Genomic DNA, 19,509 nt, shown 5'->3' on the forward strand with positions numbered 1-19,509 from the left:
GCTGGGAAATAAGGCCCGAACTATAACAAGGCAACGGGGCGGCGGTTCGGCCAAATGCGGGACTGACTGGCGCGGCTCATTGGGGAGCAGCCGAAGGCTGCGATCTTTTGGGACGCAGAGCGTCCCGGGCTGCGTTCCCACGCAGAGCGTGGGAACGATCGATTGGCTTATTTCAGCCCCAGCCTGTACAGCGAGCCATTTTCTTCATCCGTCAGCACATACAGATAGCCATCCGGCCCTTGGCGCACATCGCGGATCCGCTTGTTCAACTCACCCAGCAGACGCTCTTCATGCACGACCTTGTCGCCATCGAACTGCAGTCGAATCAGCTCCTGGGACACCAGTGCGCCGATAAACGCGTTGTGCTGCCACGGCGTGAAGCGATCGGCGTCGTAGAACGCCATGCCGGTAACCCCGGGGGATTTTTCCCAGACATGGTGCGGCGCCACGGTGCCTTCAGCAGTTTTGCCCTTGGCCTCTGGAATCGGCTGCATCGAGTAATTGATGCCATGGGTCGCCAACGGCCAGCCGTAGTTTTTGCCGCGCTCGATGATGTTCACTTCATCACCGCCACGCGGCCCGTGCTCGTTTTCCCACAACGTGCCGGTCCACGGGTTGAGCGCCGCGCCCTGCGGGTTGCGCAGGCCATAGGACCAGATTTCAGGCCGGACACCGGATTGGCCAACGAAAGGGTTATCGTCCGGCACTTTGCCGTCCGGGAAGATCCGTACGACTTTGCCTTGCAGCTTGTCGAGGTCCTGCGCCGTCGGCCGATCGTTGTTTTCGCCGAGGGTGATGAACAGATACCCGTCGCGATCGAACACCAGGCGCGAACCGAAGTGGTTGCTCACTGAGAGTTTCGGTTCCTGACGGAAGATCACGTTGAAGTCCTTCAACGTCTTCAGGTCATCGGAAAGCCGTCCGCGCCCTACCGCCGTACCAGCCTTGCCGCCCTCACCACCGCCTTCGGCATACGACAGGTAGACCATGCGGTCCTGCTTGAAGTCTGGCGACAGCGCCACATCGAGCAAACCGCCCTGCCCTTTGGCCCAGACCTGCGGCACGCCACTGATCGGGTCCGACAGTTTGCCGTCCTTGCTGACGACGCGCAGATGACCCGGGCGTTCGGTCACCAGCATGCCCTTCTGATCAGGCAGAAACGCCAGCGCCCAAGGATGTTCGAGGCCTTGGGCAATGGTGGTGACTTCAAGAATGCCCTGTTCGCTTTTCAGCTCCTTGGGCGCGGCGGCGAAGGCCGGGGCGCTGATCAGCGCGGCGGCGCAGCAGGTAGCTAATAGGGTTTTACGCAACATGCACGATTCCTTTTGTTCGTGTGAAAGGCTGACAGAACATCAGTCCTGCCGTTCAACGGTTGCTGCCGGTGCCCCGTGGGGGCGGGTTGGGAATGAAGGTTGGCGGATTGCTCGGCACCGAGCGAATTGGCTGGCCATTGCCGATACCGCGATTTTCAACGGTTGGCTGACGTGGCACGGGAACGGTGTTCGGCCCGCGAAGGGGCGGAGCGCTGGGCTGGGTGCCCTGCATGCTGTTGGGATTGGCCCGGCGGATCGGGCTGTTGTAGGGATTGTTGCTGTTGCCCGTAGGGCTTTGCGCCAGCACGACATCGGCATGAACCAGACCGCCACTGAGGGCAAGGACGGCGATGCCAAGCAGAAACCGGTTCATGGGAAATACCTCTCGATGTGCGTGGACTAGAGCCTTGGAGCCCACGCTACGCCGTGGGTTCGGATTTGTTAACCCTCGCGCCTTAAACAACATGTAACACGGCTTGACCGTACCGCTGGAAGCCGCGCAATCACCGGAAACTTTCTCACCGCGCCGCGGGTCACCTGATCATCACTCGGAGGACAGGTCATGGCTCGGGCAATCTGGAAAGGCGCAATCAGTTTTGGACTGGTACACATCCCCGTGGCGCTGGTTTCAGCGACGTCGTCCCAAGGCGTGGACTTCGACTGGCTCGACAGCCGCAGCATGGACCCGGTGGGCTACAAACGCATCAACAAGGTCACCGGCAAGGAAGTCACCAAAGAGAACATCGTCAAAGGCGTGGCCTACGAAAAGGGCCGATATGTGGTGCTCAGCGAGGAAGAAATCCGCTCCGCGCACCCCGTTTCCACGCAGACCATCGACATTTTCTCGTTCGTCGATGCCGAGCAGATTCCGCTGCAGAACATCGATACGCCCTACTACCTGGCGCCAGACAAGCGCGGCGGCAAGGTCTACGCGTTGCTGCGTGAAACCCTGAGCAAAACCAACAAGGTCGCCCTCGCCCGCGTTGTCCTGCATACCCGTCAATACCTGGCCGCGTTGATGCCGCTGGAGTCGGCGCTGGTTCTGGTGAAACTGCGCTGGCCCCAGGAAGTGCGCAGCCTTGATGAACTGGCGCTGGGCAGCGAAGTGACCAAGCCGCAACTGGCCAAGGGCGAGCTGGACATGGCCAAACGTCTGGTTGAAGACATGACCTCGGAGTGGTCGCCTGAGGACTACAAGGACGAGTTCGAAGACAAGATCATGGCGCTGGTCGAGAAGAAAGCCCACGAAGGCAAGATCGAGGACGTCGAGACCGCCACTGGCGAGGAAGAGCGCAAGACTGCCGACGTTATCGATTTGACCGAGCTGCTTAAACGCAGCCTCGGCGGCAAGGCACCGGCCAAGTCCAAGGCCAAATCAACCAGTAAGGCGGCGCCGGCGAAGAAGACTCGGAAGGCGTCTGGGGAGTAAGCGTTGGGCCAGATAGAGGTATGTTGGAAGTGAAACCGCCTTCGCGAGCAGGCTCGCTCCCACAGGGGAACGCATTCCAGATTGTGGGCGCGAGCCTGCTCGCGAAGAGGCCGGTACTGACGCCGCAAGCCTTCAGATCAGAATAAAGATCGCCAGCAGCGCCGCAAAAATCGTCCATTTTTCCAAGTAGTAACGCGTACGGTTGCGCTTCTTCAGCTCTTTGCCGCGCAAACGAATCTTGTAGATCTTGGTAAACAAGCGGTTGATGCCACCAGTCTTGTCCCCCGCATCATTCGGCGCGCCTGCCGCTGACATCACGGTGCGGCTGAACCAGCGGTTGAACGCGGCGGCCCAGCGGTATTTCAGCGGCCGCTCAATGTCACAGAACAGAATGATGCGATTCTGATCCGTGGTGTTTTCGGCGTAATGAATAAACGTCTCGTCGAACATCACCGCTTCGCCGTCGCGCCAGTGATAGTTCTCACCGTCGACGTTGATGTAGCAGCCAGGATCGTTCGGCGTATCCAGGCCCAGGTGATAACGGTAGGAACCCGCATACGGATCGCGATGGCGCACCAGTTTCGAGCCCGGTGGCAGCTCGGCAAACATCGCCGCTTTGATCGAGCCGATGCTTTGCACCAGTTCGGTGGTGCGTGGGCACAGCTTCATCGCCGATGGATGGCTGTCGCCGTACCACTTGAGGTAGAAGCGCTTCCAGCCAGTCTTGAAGAAGGAGTTGAAGCCGACATCGTCGTACTGATTCGAGCGCTTGATCTCGCCGGCACGCAACAGATTCTGGCCTTCCTCGCGAATCTCTGCCCAGTGCGCCTGCAACGGGCTCAGATCGGGAAAGTCTGCAGGGTTCAGATACGGCTTGTTGGGCATCCTGGAAAACAGATAGAGGAAGCAGTTGATCGGCGCGAGGAACGTCGAGTGGTCACTCAGTTGCCGCCCCAGTTTGTGGCGCACGCGCCCACGCAAGTGAACGTAAGCAATGGAGATGACATAAACAGCGGCAATGATGAGTTTCACGGAAAAGGGTCACACGTCAAAAGTGAACAAACTGCGCGCGTGGCGACCTGAGGCCCAGCGTCTTATGCAGCGGTCTTGATGCACAGGGCGCGTCCTTGGCCCGCGCCGTTTCCGGGCGCTCGGTGAAAGGGTGGCATTTTAGCCACAGTTCGTAACCGATAGTGAACCCTCAACTGTGAAAAACTGTCTTGCGCGTTTGCGTGTAAAGCTCCAGCACACTTCAATCCATACAAACGCCCGTTGCTCATTTCGATGGAACCACGCTTGGCACGCGCTCCTCTATCGCTTACCAATAACGGAGGAACCCCCATGATCGCCCCAGAAACCGGTATGAAACCAGGTCAGCGCTATCGAATTGAAAGCGTCGAGCGCGCGCCGCAATTCTCTGGCTTTTTTCTCGATGGAAAGTATTACCTGGGACCTGAGTTGCAGACGGCCATCGGCTGGCTTGAAGGGCAAATATTCTTCTACGACCAGCTCGACCCGACCGGTGAGCCGGTTTATCCGGGCAGAATTGCCGGCACGATCGAAGGGCTGACGCTGGTGATGCCGGACGGCTTACGCCTGGAGATCGAAGAAGCGCCTTATCTGGCGGAACCTGCTGCGCCAGTGCGCGCTTCCGTCGCCGGGCGCATCGAGCGTATCTCGCGGCAGCCGATACGCCCTTCGCCGCTATTGGTAGCCGGGGCTGCGATGTTGGTAGGGGTTTGCCTGTTGACGATCTCGCGCATCAGAAATCGCTGAAGGCCACCGCGCGAGCAGTGGCCCAACTATCGGTCACTGCTCGCGGGTTACCGTCAGTGCGACCACGGCGATTCGCTCGGCGCGCTCGTATTCAGGCTTGAGCAGTTCCTCGCTGAACACATCCGGATCGAGTTCGCGATAAGTCCAGCCGAAACGCTCGCCCTTGAGCAGAGGTGCCACGGCCTCGCGGAACGGGTCCTGCCCGGCGACGATCGCCACGCCGGTGTACACCAGCAACGTGCCGCCGACTTCCAGACGCGGTAACGCCTCACGCACGATCCGCACCGACAAACCCTCACCCAGCGCCCCGCCGCCGTGGCGATAGGCGCGCTGTTGTTCGTCGTTCATGTACGGCGGATTGGCTATGATCAGATCGAACTGCCCTTCGACACTGGCGAGCAGGTCGCTGTGATACACCGACACATTGTTTGCGCCCGCCAGCTCGGCGTTAACCGCACTCATGCGCAGCGCGCGCGGATTGATGTCGACCGCCAGCACGTCGGCATCAGGACGAGCCTTGGCCATGACCACCGCACCGGCGCCACTGCCACAGCCGATGTCCACTGCGCGTCTGATCGGCGAAAAGCGTTGCTGCAATTGCGCTTCGATGGCCTGGGCGAAGCGATAAGTGTCGGGGCCGAAGAACACCGCGTCACTCGCCGTCGTCGGGAACGCCGAGTGGGCGAACAGCCGGTCATTCAAGGTCGACCAGCGCACATGGCTGCGCCACACCGCGCCATCGCGTTCGACTACGCCGGCCTGCTCCAGCGTGGCCAGTTCCTCTGCGCGAAATAGCTCTGAAGGAAACGGCATCGACCAACCAAACACATCGCGCAGATCCTTGGCCAAAGGCGTGGCAAAGCGCTGCAGAAATCGTTCGTGAGTCAATGGCGTTGGGGTAATGAAGTGATAACCGCTGTCGAGCAGACGATTGCCCAGCTCGAGCAGCGCTCTGTCCGATGTTTCTTGTGCCGACATGAAGCCTCCTTGTTTCAACGCAAGCGGGCGCGCAGTTGGATGAAGCGACGCGTCGCGAAAAGTCCGGCCGGGCGCCAATGCCGCTGCGGTTGCAGCCACGGCATCAACATCGCCATTTGCTCGGCGGCAGGTTTGTCAGCCAGGGCCGCTTCCAGATTGAGCAGATCGGCGTCATCGTCAAAGTTTTCTTCGACGGCAGCTTCCCGGCGCACATAAGGCCGAGGCCGGGATGCCGGGCAATCCTGAGTGATCCAGTCGCGCAGCAGCTGTTTTTCATAGCCGTTGAACACACCGAACATCGCCGCATCGCTGCCGTCGATCAAACGCCAGAAACGACTTTCTTCCACCGCCTCGCCGCGCTTGATCCAGCTCTTGCGCTCCAGAGCTGCGAGGAATTCGCCCATTTGCCCCGGCGTGGCCAGCCATTGGTTGATGGTGCGGTTTTCGATACGGCAGTAATCGGAATGCATGTGCCGGCCAAAAACAGCTTTGCGCTCAAGCATGGCGATGACTTCATGGTCCAGATCGAACTCTGTGATCACGGCGGTGGTGCCCTTGCCGACATCATTGAGGCGATAACCAACAGCCATGCGCCGGTAGAACTCATCGCGCTCTTCTCCCAACGGCATCAGCTCGAGCATCGATTGCACAGCCTTGCGCGCGTGCCCGGTACTGGCGTTGTCGATGGTCACATGCAGGCGGAAATAGTGCGGATCGATGCCCAGCTCTGCCAATTCATAAGCACTGATCAGCAGATGCAGAGGCAGTTGTTCGTAGCCGAGATTGAAACCGATAACTTCAGGCAAAAACTGCCCGCCGAAACGTCCCAGTGCCAACTGCACCGCGCCTTGCAGAAAATACTCGTCGGCAAGACCGCTCAGATCGGAGCAGTCATGCTCGGCGAGCAGCTTGCGATAGATCACCACATGATTCTGCCGTGGCACGCCCTCTCCCAGCTCTTCAAGATAGGTATCGAGTAAATCGTCGAAACGCGGGTCCTGCCACTGCGGCAACAGCCCGGCCAACCAGGCGCCATCGACCTCTTTGGTCGGTGCCACATGCAGAATGAAATACAGCGCGTGGGATTTGTTGCGGAAATAGCGGCGCGGCGCGCCCTGCTGACGTTGCTCAAGGTAATCGGCGTACTCGGCCGCCACGCTGGCGCAGCGGGTTTCCGACCATTGCAGCAGGTCTTCGGCGCTGGCCGGCAAATCGTCAGACAGCGCAGCCGCCTTGCTCATTTGCCGGCGCAGAAAGTCCAGTGCCGCGCGATCAACCGTGGAGTCTTCCGCCAGCAATCGGTCATAGAGCCGGCGCTCGGTATCCGCCAGCGTGGATGTTTTACCCGAAGACTTCCTGGTCGGGATTTCGATCAGCGACATGACTCATTCCCCTGCGTTATTGGCATTGCCTATAAACGAAAGAGTGATTGGCGCTGAAAAAAATTCCTTTTTTGTGCGGGGCGATGCGCTCAGTGGTGTGCGCCGGTTGGCTAACCCAAAGCCGTGTCGAGAAACATCATCACGCCGAAGCCGAGCATCAGTCCGAGCGTGGCCGGTGTTTCGTGGCCGTTGCGGTGAGTTTCCGGAATCACTTCGTGGGATACCACGAAGATCATCGCACCGGCAGCCAGGCCCATTGCCACCGGGAAGCCCAACGCGAAGCTGTTGGTGATGCCCAAACCGATGATCGCGCCCAACGGTTCCATCAATCCTGAAGCGGCGGCAATCAACGCTGCACGCACTGCGGAAATGCCCGTCACGCGCAGCGCCAACGCCACAGCGAGGCCTTCGGGGATGTCCTGAATGGCGATCGCAGTGGTCAGCGGCAAGCCGATTTTCATGTCGCCGGTGGCGAAGCTGACGCCGATCGCCATGCCTTCCGGCAGGTTGTGCAACGTGATCGCCAGCACGAACAGCCAGACCCGATTGAAGCGCTTGGCTTCTGGGCCGCGCCGGCCGCTCTTTTCATGTTCGTGGGGAACGAAACGGTCGAGGCCGACCATCAACGCTACGCCCAAGGCCATGCCGGCCACAACGACGGCAGCGGCGAGCATGGGACTGCTCACCGCCTCCTTCGCCGCCGCAATGCCCGGCAGGATCAGTGAAAAGGAACTGGCGGCCAGCATCATCCCTGCCGCAAACCCGAGCATGGTGTCTTGAGTTCGCGAAGTAATCGCGCGCAACGCCAGGGCCAGCAACGCACCGATTGCCGTCGCGGCAAAACCCGACAGCCCGCCGAGAGTTGCGAGGCGTAGCGTGTCGCGGCCGGTACTGACCAAACCGGTGTAGCCGCTGATCAGCAACAACACGGTTACACCGACCAGGGTCAGCCAGAAAATGCGCCCTCCCCAGCCCGTGCGCGAAAGGTTCACGAACCATGCGCGTACGGGAGCTGCGAATGAAGATGACGGTAGCGCCATGAAAACTCCTCGGTTTCAGGTGGCCGGTGCGAACGGCGTGGTTTCATCCAGTTGCGCCAGCGGAACATCGCTGCCACCCGGGGTCAGAATCACCTTGCGGCATTCTTCCTGCTTCTTATTGAAGATCTTGTAGCCCTCCGCCGCCTGCTCGAGCGACAGCCTGTGAGTGATGATCGCTTCGGGCTGCAACTTGCCGGTTTCAATGTAGCCAAGCAGCTCCGGCAGAAAACGCTGTACGTGAGTCTGGCCCATTTTGAAGGTCAGGCCCTTGTCAAAAGCGTCGCCGAACATAAAGCCATGGATAAACCCGGCATACACCCCCGGAACGCTGACCACGCCGCCACGGCGTACAGCGGCGATGCACTGGCGCAAGGCCTTGCCGCTGCTGCCTTCAAGCTTGAGTGTAGCCATGACCGTTTCGGTGGTGCTGCCCTTGGCTTCAAGGCCGACGGCATCGACCACGGCATCGACGCCGCGATGGCCGGGAGTCTGGCTGGTAATGGTGTCGGCCGGGTCATCGTCTTCATCGAAGTTGATCGGAATCACGCCGTAGGTGCGCTGGGCATAATCGAGGCGGTACTGATGGTGATCAACCATGAAGATCAGCTCAGCACCGAGCATTCTGGCGCAGGCTGCGGTGAGCAAACCGACCGGCCCGGCGCCATAGATGGCCAGACTCGAGCCCTGTTTGACGCCGGCGTTGATCACGGCTTGCCAGGCAGTCGGCATGATGTCAGAGAGAAACAGTACTTTCTCGTCCGACAGCGTGCCCGGCACCTTGAACGGCCCGGTATTGGCTTTCGGTACCCGCACCAGTTCCGCCTGGCCACCGGGAATTCCGCCATACAGACGGCTGTAGCCGAACAGCGCTGCTGGCGGCGGAATCATTTTCTTGTTCAGCGCCGCGCCGGGACCTTCATTGGTGGTCTCGCAGGCGGCGTAAAGCTCTTGCTGGCAGAAGAAGCAATCGCCACAGGCGATCACGAACGGAATTACCACGCGGTCGCCGCGCTGCACGGCCGTGACGGCTGGGCCGGTTTCTTCGACGATGCCCATGAACTCATGGCCAAAGATATCGCCGTGCTCGACGGTGGGTATTTTGCCTCGGTACAGGTGCAGGTCCGATCCGCAGATGGCGGTAGCGGTGACGCGCAGGATGATGTCGTCGGCGGCTTCAAGTTTCGGGTCCGGTACGGTTTCGACGCGCACGTCATGGGCGCCGTGATAGGTCATTGCTCGCATGGCTTGGTCCTCACTCGTTTGAACGAAAATGGCTACTGCTCCACTTTCCGAAGTGAAAATGGCCGAGTGAGTTCATTCGGGTTTTCGAGATTTTGATCAGCGGATATCGGTGACTTCTCGGACGAGCCGATGCGTACGCCCGTTTGCCTGCCATATAACTGCCGTCTGAGTTATGCGACAATGCGCGCCAATGTCCAACAAGAACCCCGTACTCGTCGCTCAGCAGCTTGCCTTCAACGGCCCCAGTTGCGGACGGCTTATGCGCGTTGGCTCAACTCAAGCACAGACTGGGGGGAGCTGGAAAAGCTCCAGATTGGTATTCAAGTCCGGTACCAGGCACCACAGACCAGCTCTAACCCATTGATAGGTAAGGTAATTGATTTCCACAGCTAACATCACGATGCAGTTTGGCGCCAAGCCGCTGTTCGAAAACGTTTCGGTCAAATTCGGCGCAGGCAATCGCTACGGCCTGATCGGTGCCAACGGTTGCGGCAAGTCGACCTTCATGAAAATCCTCGGCGGCGATCTCGATCCGTCCGGTGGCCAGGTCATGCTCGAGCCGAACGTGCGTCTGGGTAAGCTGCGCCAGGATCAGTTCGCCTACGAAGAATTTACCGTGATCGACACCGTGATCATGGGTCACGAAGAGCTGTGGAAGGTCAAGGCCGAGCGCGATCGCATTTATTCGCTGGCGGAAATGTCCGAAGAAGACGGCATGGCCGTTGCCGAGCTGGAAACCGAGTTCGCCGAGATGGACGGCTACACCGCCGAATCCCGCGCCGGCGAATTGTTGCTGGGTCTGGGCATTCCGCTGGAACAGCATTTCGGCCCGATGAGCGAAGTTTCGCCAGGCTGGAAACTGCGCGTGTTGCTGGCGCAGGCACTGTTCTCCGATCCGGAAGTGCTGTTGCTCGACGAACCGACCAACCACCTGGACATCAACACCATTCGCTGGCTGGAAAACATCCTCACCCAGCGCAACAGCCTGATGATCATCATCTCCCACGACCGTCACTTCCTGAACAGCGTGTGCACGCACATGGCTGACCTGGATTACGGCGAGCTGCGTCTGTTCCCGGGCAACTACGACGAGTACATGACCGTGGCGACCCAGTCCCGCGAGCAACTGCTGTCGGACAACGCCAAGAAGAAAGCGCAGATTTCCGAGCTGCAATCGTTCGTCAGCCGCTTCTCGGCCAACGCCTCGAAAGCCAAGCAGGCCACCTCCCGCGCCAAGGCGATCGACAAGATCCAGCTGGCCGAGGTCAAGCCTTCCAGCCGCGTCAGCCCGTTCATTCGTTTCGAGCAGAACAAGAAGCTGCACCGTCAGGCGGTCATGGTCGAGAAAATGGCCAAGGGTTTCGATGGCAAGCCACTGTTCAAGGACTTCAGCTTCCAGGTTGAAGCCGGCGAGCGCGTTGCGATCATCGGCCCGAACGGTATCGGCAAGACCACCCTGCTGCGCACCCTGGTCAACGAACTGACCCCGGACGCCGGTAGCGTGAAATGGACCGACGCCGCCGAGCTGGGCTACTACGCTCAGGACCACGCTCACGACTTCGAAGACGACGTCACCCTGTTCGACTGGATGGGTCAGTGGACCCAGGGCGAGCAGATGATTCGCGGTACTTTGGGCCGGATGCTGTTCTCCAACGACGAGATCCTCAAGTCGGTCAAGGTCATCTCCGGTGGTGAGCAAGGCCGCATGCTGTTCGGCAAGCTGATCCTGCAAAAGCCGAACGTGCTGATCATGGACGAACCGACCAACCACTTGGACATGGAATCGATCGAGGCGCTGAACCTGGCGCTGGAAAACTACCCGGGCACGCTGATTTTCGTCAGCCACGACCGTGAGTTCGTATCGTCCCTGGCCACACGCATCATCGAGCTGAGCCCGAACGGCGTGACCGACTTCAGCGGCACTTATGACGACTACCTGCGTAGCCAGGGCGTCGTTTTCTAAGAGCAGCTTTTAGTTTCAAGCTGCAAGCTGCAAGCTGCAAGTTAAAAGCCCTGTCCGTGTGACGGGGCTTTTTGCATTCGGCGTTTGGGAATGGTGGGTGCGCAGATATTCGCGAGCAGGCTCGCTCCCACATTGATCGTTCCCACGCTCCGCGTGGGAATGCAGCCCGGGACGCTCCGCGTCCCAACAGCGGACGCAGAGCGTCCATGGCGGCGTTACCACGCGGAGCGTGGGAACGATCAATAAGGCGAAGTAGTTAGCCTGCTTTCTTTTATCCCGGCCCCGCGCCATGATGTCGGCAACTCTTCCACCGCCGCCCGCGAACGAGTGCTCATGTCTGCGCAGCCACTGCCACCGCAAAGCTCCCTGGCGATCACCCTGCAGATCGTCTCCATCGTTTTCTACACTTTCATTGCCTTCCTCTGCATCGGGTTACCGATTGCGGTGTTACCCGGTTACGTCCATGAGCAACTGGGTTTCAGCGCGATCATTGCCGGCCTGGTGATCGGCTCGCAGTACCTCGCCACCCTGCTCAGTCGGCCAATGGCCGGGCGCATGTCGGACACGCTCGGCACCAAACGGGCGATCATTTATGGCTTGTGGGGGATTGTCCTCAGTGGCGCGCTGACGTTGCTGTCGACCTTGCTGCAAAGCTTTCCGCTGACCAGCCTGTTGATCCTGATTGCCGGGCGCTTGTTGCTCGGTATCGCCCAAGGCCTGATCGGCGTCGGCACCATCAGTTGGTGCATGGGCCAGGTCGGTGTCGAGCACACCGCGAAATCCATTGGCTGGAACGGCATCGCCTCTTACGGCGCAATTGCCATTGGCGCGCCGTTAGGCGTGGTGATGGTTGCCGAATATGGTTTTGTCAGCCTTGGCCTCGCGCTGTCGGCGTTGGCGGCCGGTGCGCTGTGGTTGATCCGCAACAAGCCTTCGGTGCCGGTGATTCGTGGCGAGCGCCTGTCGTTCTGGGCGGTGTTCGGCAAGATTGCGCCGTACGGCACCAGCCTGACGCTGGCCTCGATCGGCTACGGCACGCTGACCACGTTCATCACCCTTTATTACCTCAACCGAGGCTGGACCGGCGCGGCGTACTGCCTGACCGTGTTTGGCGCGTGTTTCATTCTGTCGCGATTGCTGTTTATTTCGGCCATCGCCCGCTTTGGCGGGTTTGCCTCCGCCATCGTTTGCATGTCGGTTGAAACCGTCGGCCTGGTGATGTTGTGGCTGGCGCCCTCCACTGCGTATGCGTTGATTGGCGCAGGGCTGGCCGGGTTCGGGCTGTCACTGGTGTATCCGTCTCTGGGGGTGGAAGCGATCAAACAGGTGCCGAGTTCCAGCCGTGGTTCAGGGTTGGGGGCTTATGCGGTGTTCTTCGATCTGGCACTGGCGATTGCCGGGCCATTGATGGGCGCGGTGGCGTTGAATCTGGGCTATTCGTGGATTTTCTTCAGCGCGGCATTGTTATCGGTGACCGGGTTGGGCCTGACCTTGTTGCTCAAGCGCCGCGCACTTTCCTGAAAGCAGACAATTCAATTTCCCGTGGGAGCGGTGTTTGAGTTATTGATCCGCCGTCTGCATCCCGGCCCGTGTCGATCTGCCTAGTGCATGAGCAAAAAAACGTCCGGCCTCGGAGATCAGGTTGCGGTGTATATCCTCGCGATCTACCCCGTCGGCATCGGTGCACAACGCAGGCATGGCGCGGATCTGCTCTTCGGTGCACGGCGCCATGAACACGAAGTGCCCTGCTCCGGCCAGCAGTTTGAAGTCCGGCGCGGTGGGCAGTTTGCGCGCCAGGGCCGCAGCGTTTTTATCGAAGGCCACCAGTTTGTCGCCGTCGCCGCTATAGAGCAGCACCGGTACGTGCACATCGGCGAGGGTGTGGCGGCCGAACTTGAGGCTCAGCGGGGCCATCAGCAATAACGCGTGAACCCGTGGATCGGCCACCGGCTGCAAGTCATCGCGATCGACAATCAGCTCGCCCTGGGTGTTACAGGCGTCGTGATCGTCCGGGCGTTCCTGACAATAGCGGCGCAGACGATCCAGATCCGGTTGCGCCCCGGAAAGAATCAACGCGGTCTCGCCACCGGCCGAATAACCGATCACACCGACCTGTTCAGCGTTGACGAACGGCGCCAGCATGTTGTCGGCGAGGGTGGCGGTGATCGCTTGGGAAATCTGGATTGGCCGGCCGTAGAGATTGCTCAAAGTGCCAAGTCGGCTATGGTCGCGCCAGTTGTCGCCGGGATGAATCACCGCAACCACGACAAAGCCTTTGCGCGCCAGTGAAGTGGCCAGATCATGCAGAGCCAGCGGCGTACCGGTGTTGCTGTGGGACAGCATCAACATCGGAAAGCGGCCGATCGCGACTTTGGTGTCTTCCCCAGCCTCGACCGAATAGCCCTCAAGCAAGCTCATGTGCTCGCGGTCACTGGACGGGTAAAAAGCGATGGCGCGCATCGGTTGCAGATCGAGCGGGTCGAGAAAGGTCATCTCGTGATAACCGACGCTCCAGACAGGGTGGCGCCCCGGTGCGGCCTGCACTGAATTCAGGCTGGCCAGCAGGCAAATCAGCAACAGTGCACAAAGATGCCTCATGAATGCCCTACCCTGTTGGACCACATCGTCGGATGTGCTAAAACTGCATAACCCGGGCCAGATTATGTAACAGCCAGAAACAAAAAACTCCGTATTCGGCCCTTGCGGAACCAGAATACAGAGTTTTTCGGGGATTACCTGAACATCAGCTGTTCTTTACGCAGGCCTTATGCGGCGGCGAACAGTTGCTCGCTGATCTTCGCTTGCGCAGCGCTCATGGCGTTGTTGCGCACTTCTTCGCCATAGGCCAGACCTTCAGCGCGGACGATTTCGATATCGGTGATGCCGAGGAAGCCCAGTACCAGCTTCAGATACTCTTCGTGAGCGATGCCGCTGGCCTGACCGGCGTGGATGCCACCGGAAGTCGACACGATCACCACTTTCTTGCCGCCGCACAGACCTTCAGGGCCGGCTTCGGTGTAGCGGAACGTCTGACCGGCGACGGCAACGCGGTCGATCCACGCTTTAAGCTGGGTTGGAACGGTGAAGTTGTACATCGGCGCGGCAATGACCACGGCGTCAGCAGCGATGAACTCGGCCAGGGTCGAAGCGCTCAGCTCGGCTTCGTGCTGTTGCGCAGCGTCGCGCAGTTCGGCGGTGGTGCCGGCGGCAACCAGCGTGGTCGACGAGAAGTGGCTGATCGCATCGGCGGCCAGGTCGCGGTAGGTGACCACGGCGCTCGGCTCGGCGGCTTGCCAGGCGTCGACGACTTGACGGCTCAGCTGACGGGAAGCCGAGTTGTCGCCGAGAATGCTCGAATCGATATGCAAAAGTTTCATGTGGGTTCTCCTGAAAAAATCGCCGGCGGCGACGGAATGGAGACAATCCTACGCAACAAACCAATAGCTGATTAGTCACCGACAATGCGATAGTTCGTCCCATTGATAGAACGACTGGAAGCTCGCATGCAGGACCTCAACGATCTCTGCTATTTCGCCAAAGTGGTCGAAGCCGGCGGATTTGCCGCCGCCGGGCGCCTGCTCGGTATTCCCAAGTCACGGCTTTCAAGAAGAATTGCCGAACTGGAAGAGCGCCTTGGCGCACGTCTGCTGCAACGCACCACCCGCCAACTCAATCTCACTGCCGTCGGTGAACGCTATTTGCGCCACTGTCAGGCGATGTTGCTGGAAGCGGAGATGGCTGACGAAGCGGTTGCGAGCATGTCCAGCGAACCGCGCGGGCGCTTGCGGGTGTCGTGCCCGACCGGGCTTGCCCATGAAATGCTGCCAACGGTGATCAGCGACTTTCTCGGCAAGTTTCCGCAGGTGCAGCTGGAGGTCGTGCTGCTCAATCGCCGAGTGGATCTGGTCACAGAAGGCATCGATGTCGCTTTGCGCGTGCGCGATCACGGCGATGAAGATCCGTTGCTGGTCACGCGGCGCTTGCGTCAGGCCCAAGCGGTGGTGATCGCCAGCCCGGCGTTCATGCAAGGCAAGACCATCAATCATCCGCAGGACCTGAAAACCCTGCCGGTGCTCGGCGCGCTGGAAGCCGATCGCATGGTGCATGTGCGTCTGCTCGATCAACAAGGCAAGAGCGTCGATCTGAGCATGGAAGCGCGGCTGGGCATTGATGACTTCGTGGTGCGCAAGGCCTGCGTCCTGGCCGGTCAGGGCTTTACCGTGCTGCCGATGATGTTCTGCGAAACCGAATTGCGTAACGGCACACTGGTGCAAGTGCTACCGGAATGGTCATTGCCTGGCGGCTGGCTGCAAGCGGTGTACCCGCACCGGCGCGGGGTGATGCCGGCGGTGCGCGCATGGATCGATCACTTGGTCGAATCGTTCAATGCCTGCGGGGATAGGTTTCTATGAAACAAGGAAGAATGAGCGAAGCCGAGGTCGCCGAGTTTTGTCTGGCCCTGCCCGGCGCCCGCGAAGATTACAAATGGGGCGGCGTGCGGGTGTTCTCGATTGCCGGCAACAAGATGTTTGCCTTGCAGGGATTACGTGGTGATTCGCTGGCGTTCAAGGTCGACAAGGACCTGTTTCTCGGCCATTGCGACCGCCCGGGGATTCATCCAGCGCCGTATCTGGCACGGGCGCAGTGGATCATCATGCACCCGCCCTACCCGCTGAGTGCAGAGGAATTGCAGGGTTTGTTGCAGCGATCGCATCAACTGGTGGTGAGCAAGTTGCCTAAGAAAACCCAAATCGGCCTGCTTTTGTAAGCACGCAAATCCTGTGGGAGCGAGCCTGCTCGCGAAGGCGGTTTGTCAGGCGACTCATCAGCGAGGATGAGATTGCTTTCGCGAGCAGGCTCGCTCCCACAGGGGATTTTCGGTGGACGTTAAATCAGCGACAGCAAGTTCGATCCGAGGAAAATCTGGTCAATCCAGAACACCTGATGCAACAGCACGATCGCCCAGAACAGAATCTGAAACGACACCTTGCGCGTCTTGTGCCGGAATACCTGCTGCGCGATCAAAGCTCCTGGCCAGCCGCCCGCCAGTTCTAACGCATGCAGGATGTTTTCCGGAGTGCGCCAGGCATCGGCGCGGGCCTTGCGTTTGTCGGCCCAGTACAGAAAGAACGCCAGCACACTGACAATCCCGTACGCCGCCAGCGGCACCCGCGAGATGCCGCTGAGCCACATCGACAGCGAGCCGAACAGCGGCAGCGCGCAGACGATCAGCAACACCACGAGCTTCAATTTCAGATGCTGAACGCGCCCGCTTGAAGGTCGTCCCTCAGGGCGGCGCGTGCGGGAATCGTTCATGCCTTGGCCGCCGACCAGTCCACCCAGCCGAACTGCCAGGTCGCCAGAATGAACAGGCCGAACGCAATCCGGTACCAGGCAAAGGCTGCGTAGCTGTGGCTGCCAATGAACTTGAGCAGGCCGCGCACAGCGATCATGGCGAAGATGAACGCCGTGACGAAACCAATGGCGAACACCGGGAAATCCGCCGGCACGAACAGGTCGCGGTATTTGTAGCCCGAATACACTGCCGCACCGACCATGGTTGGCATGGCGAGGAAAAATGAAAACTCGGTGGCCGTCTTGCGTGACAGGCCGAAAAGCAAGCCACCAATGATCGTCGAGCCGGAACGCGAGGTGCCTGGAATCATCGCCAGACATTGCGCGAAGCCGATTTTCAGCGCGTCGGTCCAGCGAATCTCGTCGACGGTTTCGGCATGCACTTCATGCTGGCGCTGTTCGGCCCACAACATGATGATTCCGCCGATGACCAGCGCCGCCGCCACGGTGATCGGGTTGAACAGATATTCGTGGATCAGATCGGCAAAAATTACGCCGAGCACTACGGCCGGCAGGAAGGCGATCAGCAGGTTGGCGGTGAAACGCCGTGCGCTCGGCTGGGTCGGCAGGCCGATCACCACGTCGAGGATCTTGCGCCGAAATTCCCAGACCACCGCGAGGATCGCGCCGAGCTGGATGATGATGTTGAACGCCATGGCCCGCTCGCCGCCGAAGTTCAGCAAGTCGGCGACGATGATCTGGTGTCCGGTACTCGAAATGGGCAAAAACTCCGTCAGCCCTTCTACAACTCCTAGAATCAGTGCCTGCAAGGCGGTCCAAAGATCCATCAATCCCCCAGAGAGCGATGCGCGCGGGCATGCCCCGATAGTATTTTTTCGTTCACTGCGTCCAGCGTAGCCGGTAAAAGCTGTAGCGATTGCGCGCGCACAGGATCCACACGAAACGGTAAAAATTCCGTGAAATATCAAAACCGGATTCAGGTTTTCGCGCGCGGGGCCGAAATCCTAACAGACAAGCCTTAATAGCGCTCCCCGCGTTAGGCGGCTCAAGTCGCGCAATCGCAAGCCCACAGCGGTGGCTGGATGCTGGCGATCGTTTAATTACAAGAACAAGAGTCCGGAGTGACAGCGTTATGAACAGCTTGCGCAGTGTGTCGATCAGCCGACGCTTGTGGCTCATCTTGATCGTGGCGGTGGTCATGTTGCTGACCTTGGGCGTGCTGATGCTCAAGCAGATCCACGACGACCTCTACCACGCCAAGGCGCAGAAAACCCAGCACGTGGTGCAGACCGCCAGTGGCCTGCTGACTTATTACCACGGCCTGGAAACGGCCGGCACCCTGACCAGGGATGCCGCGCAAAAGCAAGCGTTGACCGCGATCCGTGGCCTGCGCTATGACCAGAGCGACTACTTCTGGATCAACGACCTCACGCCCGTGATGGTCATGCACCCGACAAATCCCAAGCTCGAAGGCCAGAATCTCTCGGCGATCCGCGACCCGGACGGCTTTGCGGTGTTCAACGAGATGGTCGCCATTGCCAAGGCCAAAGGCGCGGGCATGGTCAATTATCGCTGGCCGAAACCGGGTGCGACCGATCCCGTTGCGAAGACTTCGTACGTGAAATTGTTCGAGCCGTGGGGCTGGGTAATCGGTTCCGGCGTTTACGTCGACGATGTTCAGGCGGAATTTCAGGAACAAATGATCAAGGCGTCGGCGATCGGCCTGGCGATTGCGCTGATCATGGCGCTGCTGGTGATCCTGATCGCACGCAGCATCGTCCGTCCGTTGCAGGAGACCGTGAATGCCATGGCGAACATCGCCAGCGGCGAAAGCGACCTGACCCGCAGCCTCGATACCCACGGCAAGGATGAGGTCACTGAACTCGCCCATCACTTCAATGCCTTCACCGCCAAGTTGCGCCGAGTGATCGGTGATCTGCAGGTCTCGGCCAGCGCTTTGGGGCAGTCTTCCAGCGAGCTGGGCAACGATGCCTCGCAGGCGCAGCAGCGCAGTCAGCAGCAATCGCAGCAGATGGAACTGGTGGCCACCGCGATCAACGAAGTCACCTACGGCGTGCAGGACGTGGCGAAAAACGCCGAACACGCCGCCGCCGAAATGCGTGATGCCGAAGCGCAGGCGCAACAGGGCCAGATCAACATTGACGGCAGCCTGCAACAGATCGACAAGCTCTCCGGCACGATCGATCAGGCGGTGGAAGTGATCCGCACCCTGGCGGCGGAGAGCACGCAGATTGGCAGCGTGCTGGAAGTGATTCGCTCGATTGCCGAGCAGACCAATCTGCTGGCCTTGAACGCGGCGATTGAAGCGGCGCGTGCGGGTGAACAGGGTCGCGGGTTCGCCGTGGTGGCCGATGAGGTGCGCTTGCTGGCCCAGCGTACACAGAAATCGACCGCTGAAATTCAGTCGATGATCGAGCGTTTGCAGAATCACTCGGAGGCTGCGGTGAAGGTGATCGGCGACAGCAGCAAGGCCTCGCAATTGACCATCGAACAGGCGGGACTGGCCGGGGCGAGCCTTAATGCCATTGGCCAGGCGTTGCGTAATCTCAATGGCCTGAATGCGTCGATTGCCAGCGCTACCTTGCAACAGGCGCAGGTGGTTGAGGACATCAACCAGAACGTGACCCAGGCGGCCGGGCTTTCCCATAGCACCGCGTTGGCGGCTGAGCAATCCAGTGCAGCCAGCTTGCGCCTTGGGCAACTGAGCGAACAGCTCAACGGGTTGCTGCGCCAGTTCCGGGTCTGACCGGTCACCGAGGTGAGCCCACCCCTCACCCCAGCCCTCTCCCCGAGGAGAGGGAGCAGATCACTGGGCTTTTCATGATCTGCGTTCGACGCGATATTCCAGGTCAGCGTACCTCGACCAAACAACGCGGTCAGTTCCCTTTCCCTCCGGGAGAGGGTTAGGGTGAGGGGCTTTTGATCGCAGATCACTGGGCGTTTCATGATCTGCGTTCGACGCAATATTCCATGTCAGCGTACCTCGACCAAACAACGCGGTCAGTTCCCTTTCCCTCCGGGAGAGGGTTAGGGTGAGGGGCTTTTGATC

At 59.9% G+C, this 19,509-nt stretch carries 18 protein-coding genes; 7 read left to right on the plus strand and 11 right to left on the minus strand.

The window, feature by feature from the left end; genetic code table 11:
- Positions 1-167: 167 nt before the first annotated feature.
- Together D8U71_RS05005 and D8U71_RS05010 are read right to left on the minus strand one after the other, a co-directional pair.
- A complete protein-coding gene (locus D8U71_RS05005; RefSeq protein ID WP_130887287.1) occupies positions 168-1,313 on the minus strand; it encodes a PQQ-dependent sugar dehydrogenase in 1,146 nt (381 codons plus the stop codon).
- Positions 1,314-1,365: 52 nt separating this feature from the next.
- Complete coding sequence (locus D8U71_RS05010; RefSeq protein WP_016774702.1) at positions 1,366-1,686, minus strand: hypothetical protein; 321 nt, start codon at positions 1,684-1,686, stop codon at positions 1,366-1,368.
- Between the two features lie 189 nt (positions 1,687-1,875).
- Between D8U71_RS05010 and D8U71_RS05015 the strand changes: the two genes are divergently transcribed.
- Positions 1,876-2,742 carry a Ku protein gene (locus tag D8U71_RS05015; protein ID WP_122612738.1) on the plus strand — a complete coding sequence of 289 codons (867 nt, stop codon included), beginning with the start codon at positions 1,876-1,878 and terminating at the stop codon, positions 2,740-2,742.
- A gap of 132 nt (positions 2,743-2,874) precedes the next feature.
- On the opposite strand, the gene lpxO is transcribed toward D8U71_RS05015, so the two are convergent.
- A complete protein-coding gene (gene lpxO, locus D8U71_RS05020) occupies positions 2,875-3,774 on the minus strand; it encodes a lipid A hydroxylase LpxO (RefSeq protein ID WP_130887288.1) in 900 nt (299 codons plus the stop codon).
- Positions 3,775-4,083: 309 nt separating this feature from the next.
- On the opposite strand from lpxO, the gene D8U71_RS05025 reads away from it, so the two are divergent.
- Complete coding sequence (locus D8U71_RS05025) at positions 4,084-4,518, plus strand: hypothetical protein (protein ID WP_024012933.1); 435 nt, start codon at positions 4,084-4,086, stop codon at positions 4,516-4,518.
- Positions 4,519-4,551: 33 nt separating this feature from the next.
- Here D8U71_RS05025 and D8U71_RS05030 read toward each other — a convergent pair whose 3' ends face one another.
- The 4 genes from D8U71_RS05030 to D8U71_RS05045 form a co-directional block, all read right to left on the minus strand.
- Entirely contained in the window at positions 4,552-5,496 is a 945-nt protein-coding gene (locus D8U71_RS05030) for a class I SAM-dependent methyltransferase (protein ID WP_125926845.1), read from the minus strand.
- Between the two features lie 14 nt (positions 5,497-5,510).
- Complete coding sequence (locus D8U71_RS05035) at positions 5,511-6,878, minus strand: iron-containing redox enzyme family protein (protein WP_130887289.1); 1,368 nt, start codon at positions 6,876-6,878, stop codon at positions 5,511-5,513.
- 110 nt (positions 6,879-6,988) lie between these two features.
- On the minus strand, positions 6,989-7,918 hold the full coding sequence (locus D8U71_RS05040; RefSeq protein WP_110600651.1) for a ZIP family metal transporter: 930 nt from the start codon (positions 7,916-7,918) through the stop codon (positions 6,989-6,991).
- Between the two features lie 15 nt (positions 7,919-7,933).
- Positions 7,934-9,160, minus strand: coding sequence for a zinc-dependent alcohol dehydrogenase (locus tag D8U71_RS05045; RefSeq protein ID WP_130887290.1), 1,227 nt, complete (start codon positions 9,158-9,160; stop codon positions 7,934-7,936).
- A 376-nt stretch (positions 9,161-9,536) separates the two neighbouring features.
- On the opposite strand from D8U71_RS05045, the gene D8U71_RS05050 reads away from it, so the two are divergent.
- Both D8U71_RS05050 and D8U71_RS05060 read left to right on the plus strand, forming a co-directional pair.
- Positions 9,537-11,123 carry an ABC-F family ATPase gene (locus D8U71_RS05050; RefSeq protein ID WP_016774693.1) on the plus strand — a complete coding sequence of 529 codons (1,587 nt, stop codon included), beginning with the start codon at positions 9,537-9,539 and terminating at the stop codon, positions 11,121-11,123.
- A 333-nt stretch (positions 11,124-11,456) separates the two neighbouring features.
- Positions 11,457-12,644, plus strand: coding sequence for an MFS transporter (locus D8U71_RS05060; protein ID WP_130887292.1), 1,188 nt, complete (start codon positions 11,457-11,459; stop codon positions 12,642-12,644).
- Between the two features lie 39 nt (positions 12,645-12,683).
- Here D8U71_RS05060 and D8U71_RS05065 read toward each other — a convergent pair whose 3' ends face one another.
- Together D8U71_RS05065 and D8U71_RS05070 are read right to left on the minus strand one after the other, a co-directional pair.
- Complete coding sequence (locus tag D8U71_RS05065; protein WP_130887293.1) at positions 12,684-13,721, minus strand: dienelactone hydrolase; 1,038 nt, start codon at positions 13,719-13,721, stop codon at positions 12,684-12,686.
- A 167-nt stretch (positions 13,722-13,888) separates the two neighbouring features.
- Positions 13,889-14,500, minus strand: a complete 612-nt coding sequence (locus D8U71_RS05070; protein ID WP_016774691.1) for an FMN-dependent NADH-azoreductase — start codon at positions 14,498-14,500, stop codon at positions 13,889-13,891.
- A gap of 126 nt (positions 14,501-14,626) precedes the next feature.
- On the opposite strand from D8U71_RS05070, the gene D8U71_RS05075 reads away from it, so the two are divergent.
- Entirely contained in the window at positions 14,627-15,535 is a 909-nt protein-coding gene (locus D8U71_RS05075) for a LysR substrate-binding domain-containing protein (protein WP_130887294.1), read from the plus strand.
- Positions 15,532-15,891 carry an MmcQ/YjbR family DNA-binding protein gene (locus D8U71_RS05080; protein WP_110600661.1) on the plus strand — a complete coding sequence of 120 codons (360 nt, stop codon included), beginning with the start codon at positions 15,532-15,534 and terminating at the stop codon, positions 15,889-15,891. Before D8U71_RS05075 ends, D8U71_RS05080 begins: the two co-directional genes overlap by 4 nt.
- A gap of 119 nt (positions 15,892-16,010) precedes the next feature.
- On the opposite strand, the gene D8U71_RS05085 is transcribed toward D8U71_RS05080, so the two are convergent.
- A complete protein-coding gene (locus tag D8U71_RS05085) occupies positions 16,011-16,439 on the minus strand; it encodes a DUF1294 domain-containing protein (protein ID WP_130887295.1) in 429 nt (142 codons plus the stop codon).
- Positions 16,436-17,266 carry an undecaprenyl-diphosphate phosphatase gene (locus tag D8U71_RS05090; protein WP_016774688.1) on the minus strand — a complete coding sequence of 277 codons (831 nt, stop codon included), beginning with the start codon at positions 17,264-17,266 and terminating at the stop codon, positions 16,436-16,438. Before D8U71_RS05090 ends, D8U71_RS05085 begins: the two co-directional genes overlap by 4 nt.
- Before the next feature lie 305 nt (positions 17,267-17,571).
- Here D8U71_RS05090 and D8U71_RS05095 point away from each other — a divergent pair, with 305 nt between their 5' ends.
- Complete coding sequence (locus D8U71_RS05095) at positions 17,572-19,206, plus strand: methyl-accepting chemotaxis protein (RefSeq protein ID WP_122611301.1); 1,635 nt, start codon at positions 17,572-17,574, stop codon at positions 19,204-19,206.
- Positions 19,207-19,509: the final 303 nt, after the last annotated feature.

It is taken from the genome of Pseudomonas sp. Sample_21 (assembly GCF_004307525.1).
Lineage (GTDB): Bacteria > Pseudomonadota > Gammaproteobacteria > Pseudomonadales > Pseudomonadaceae > Aquipseudomonas > Aquipseudomonas atacamensis.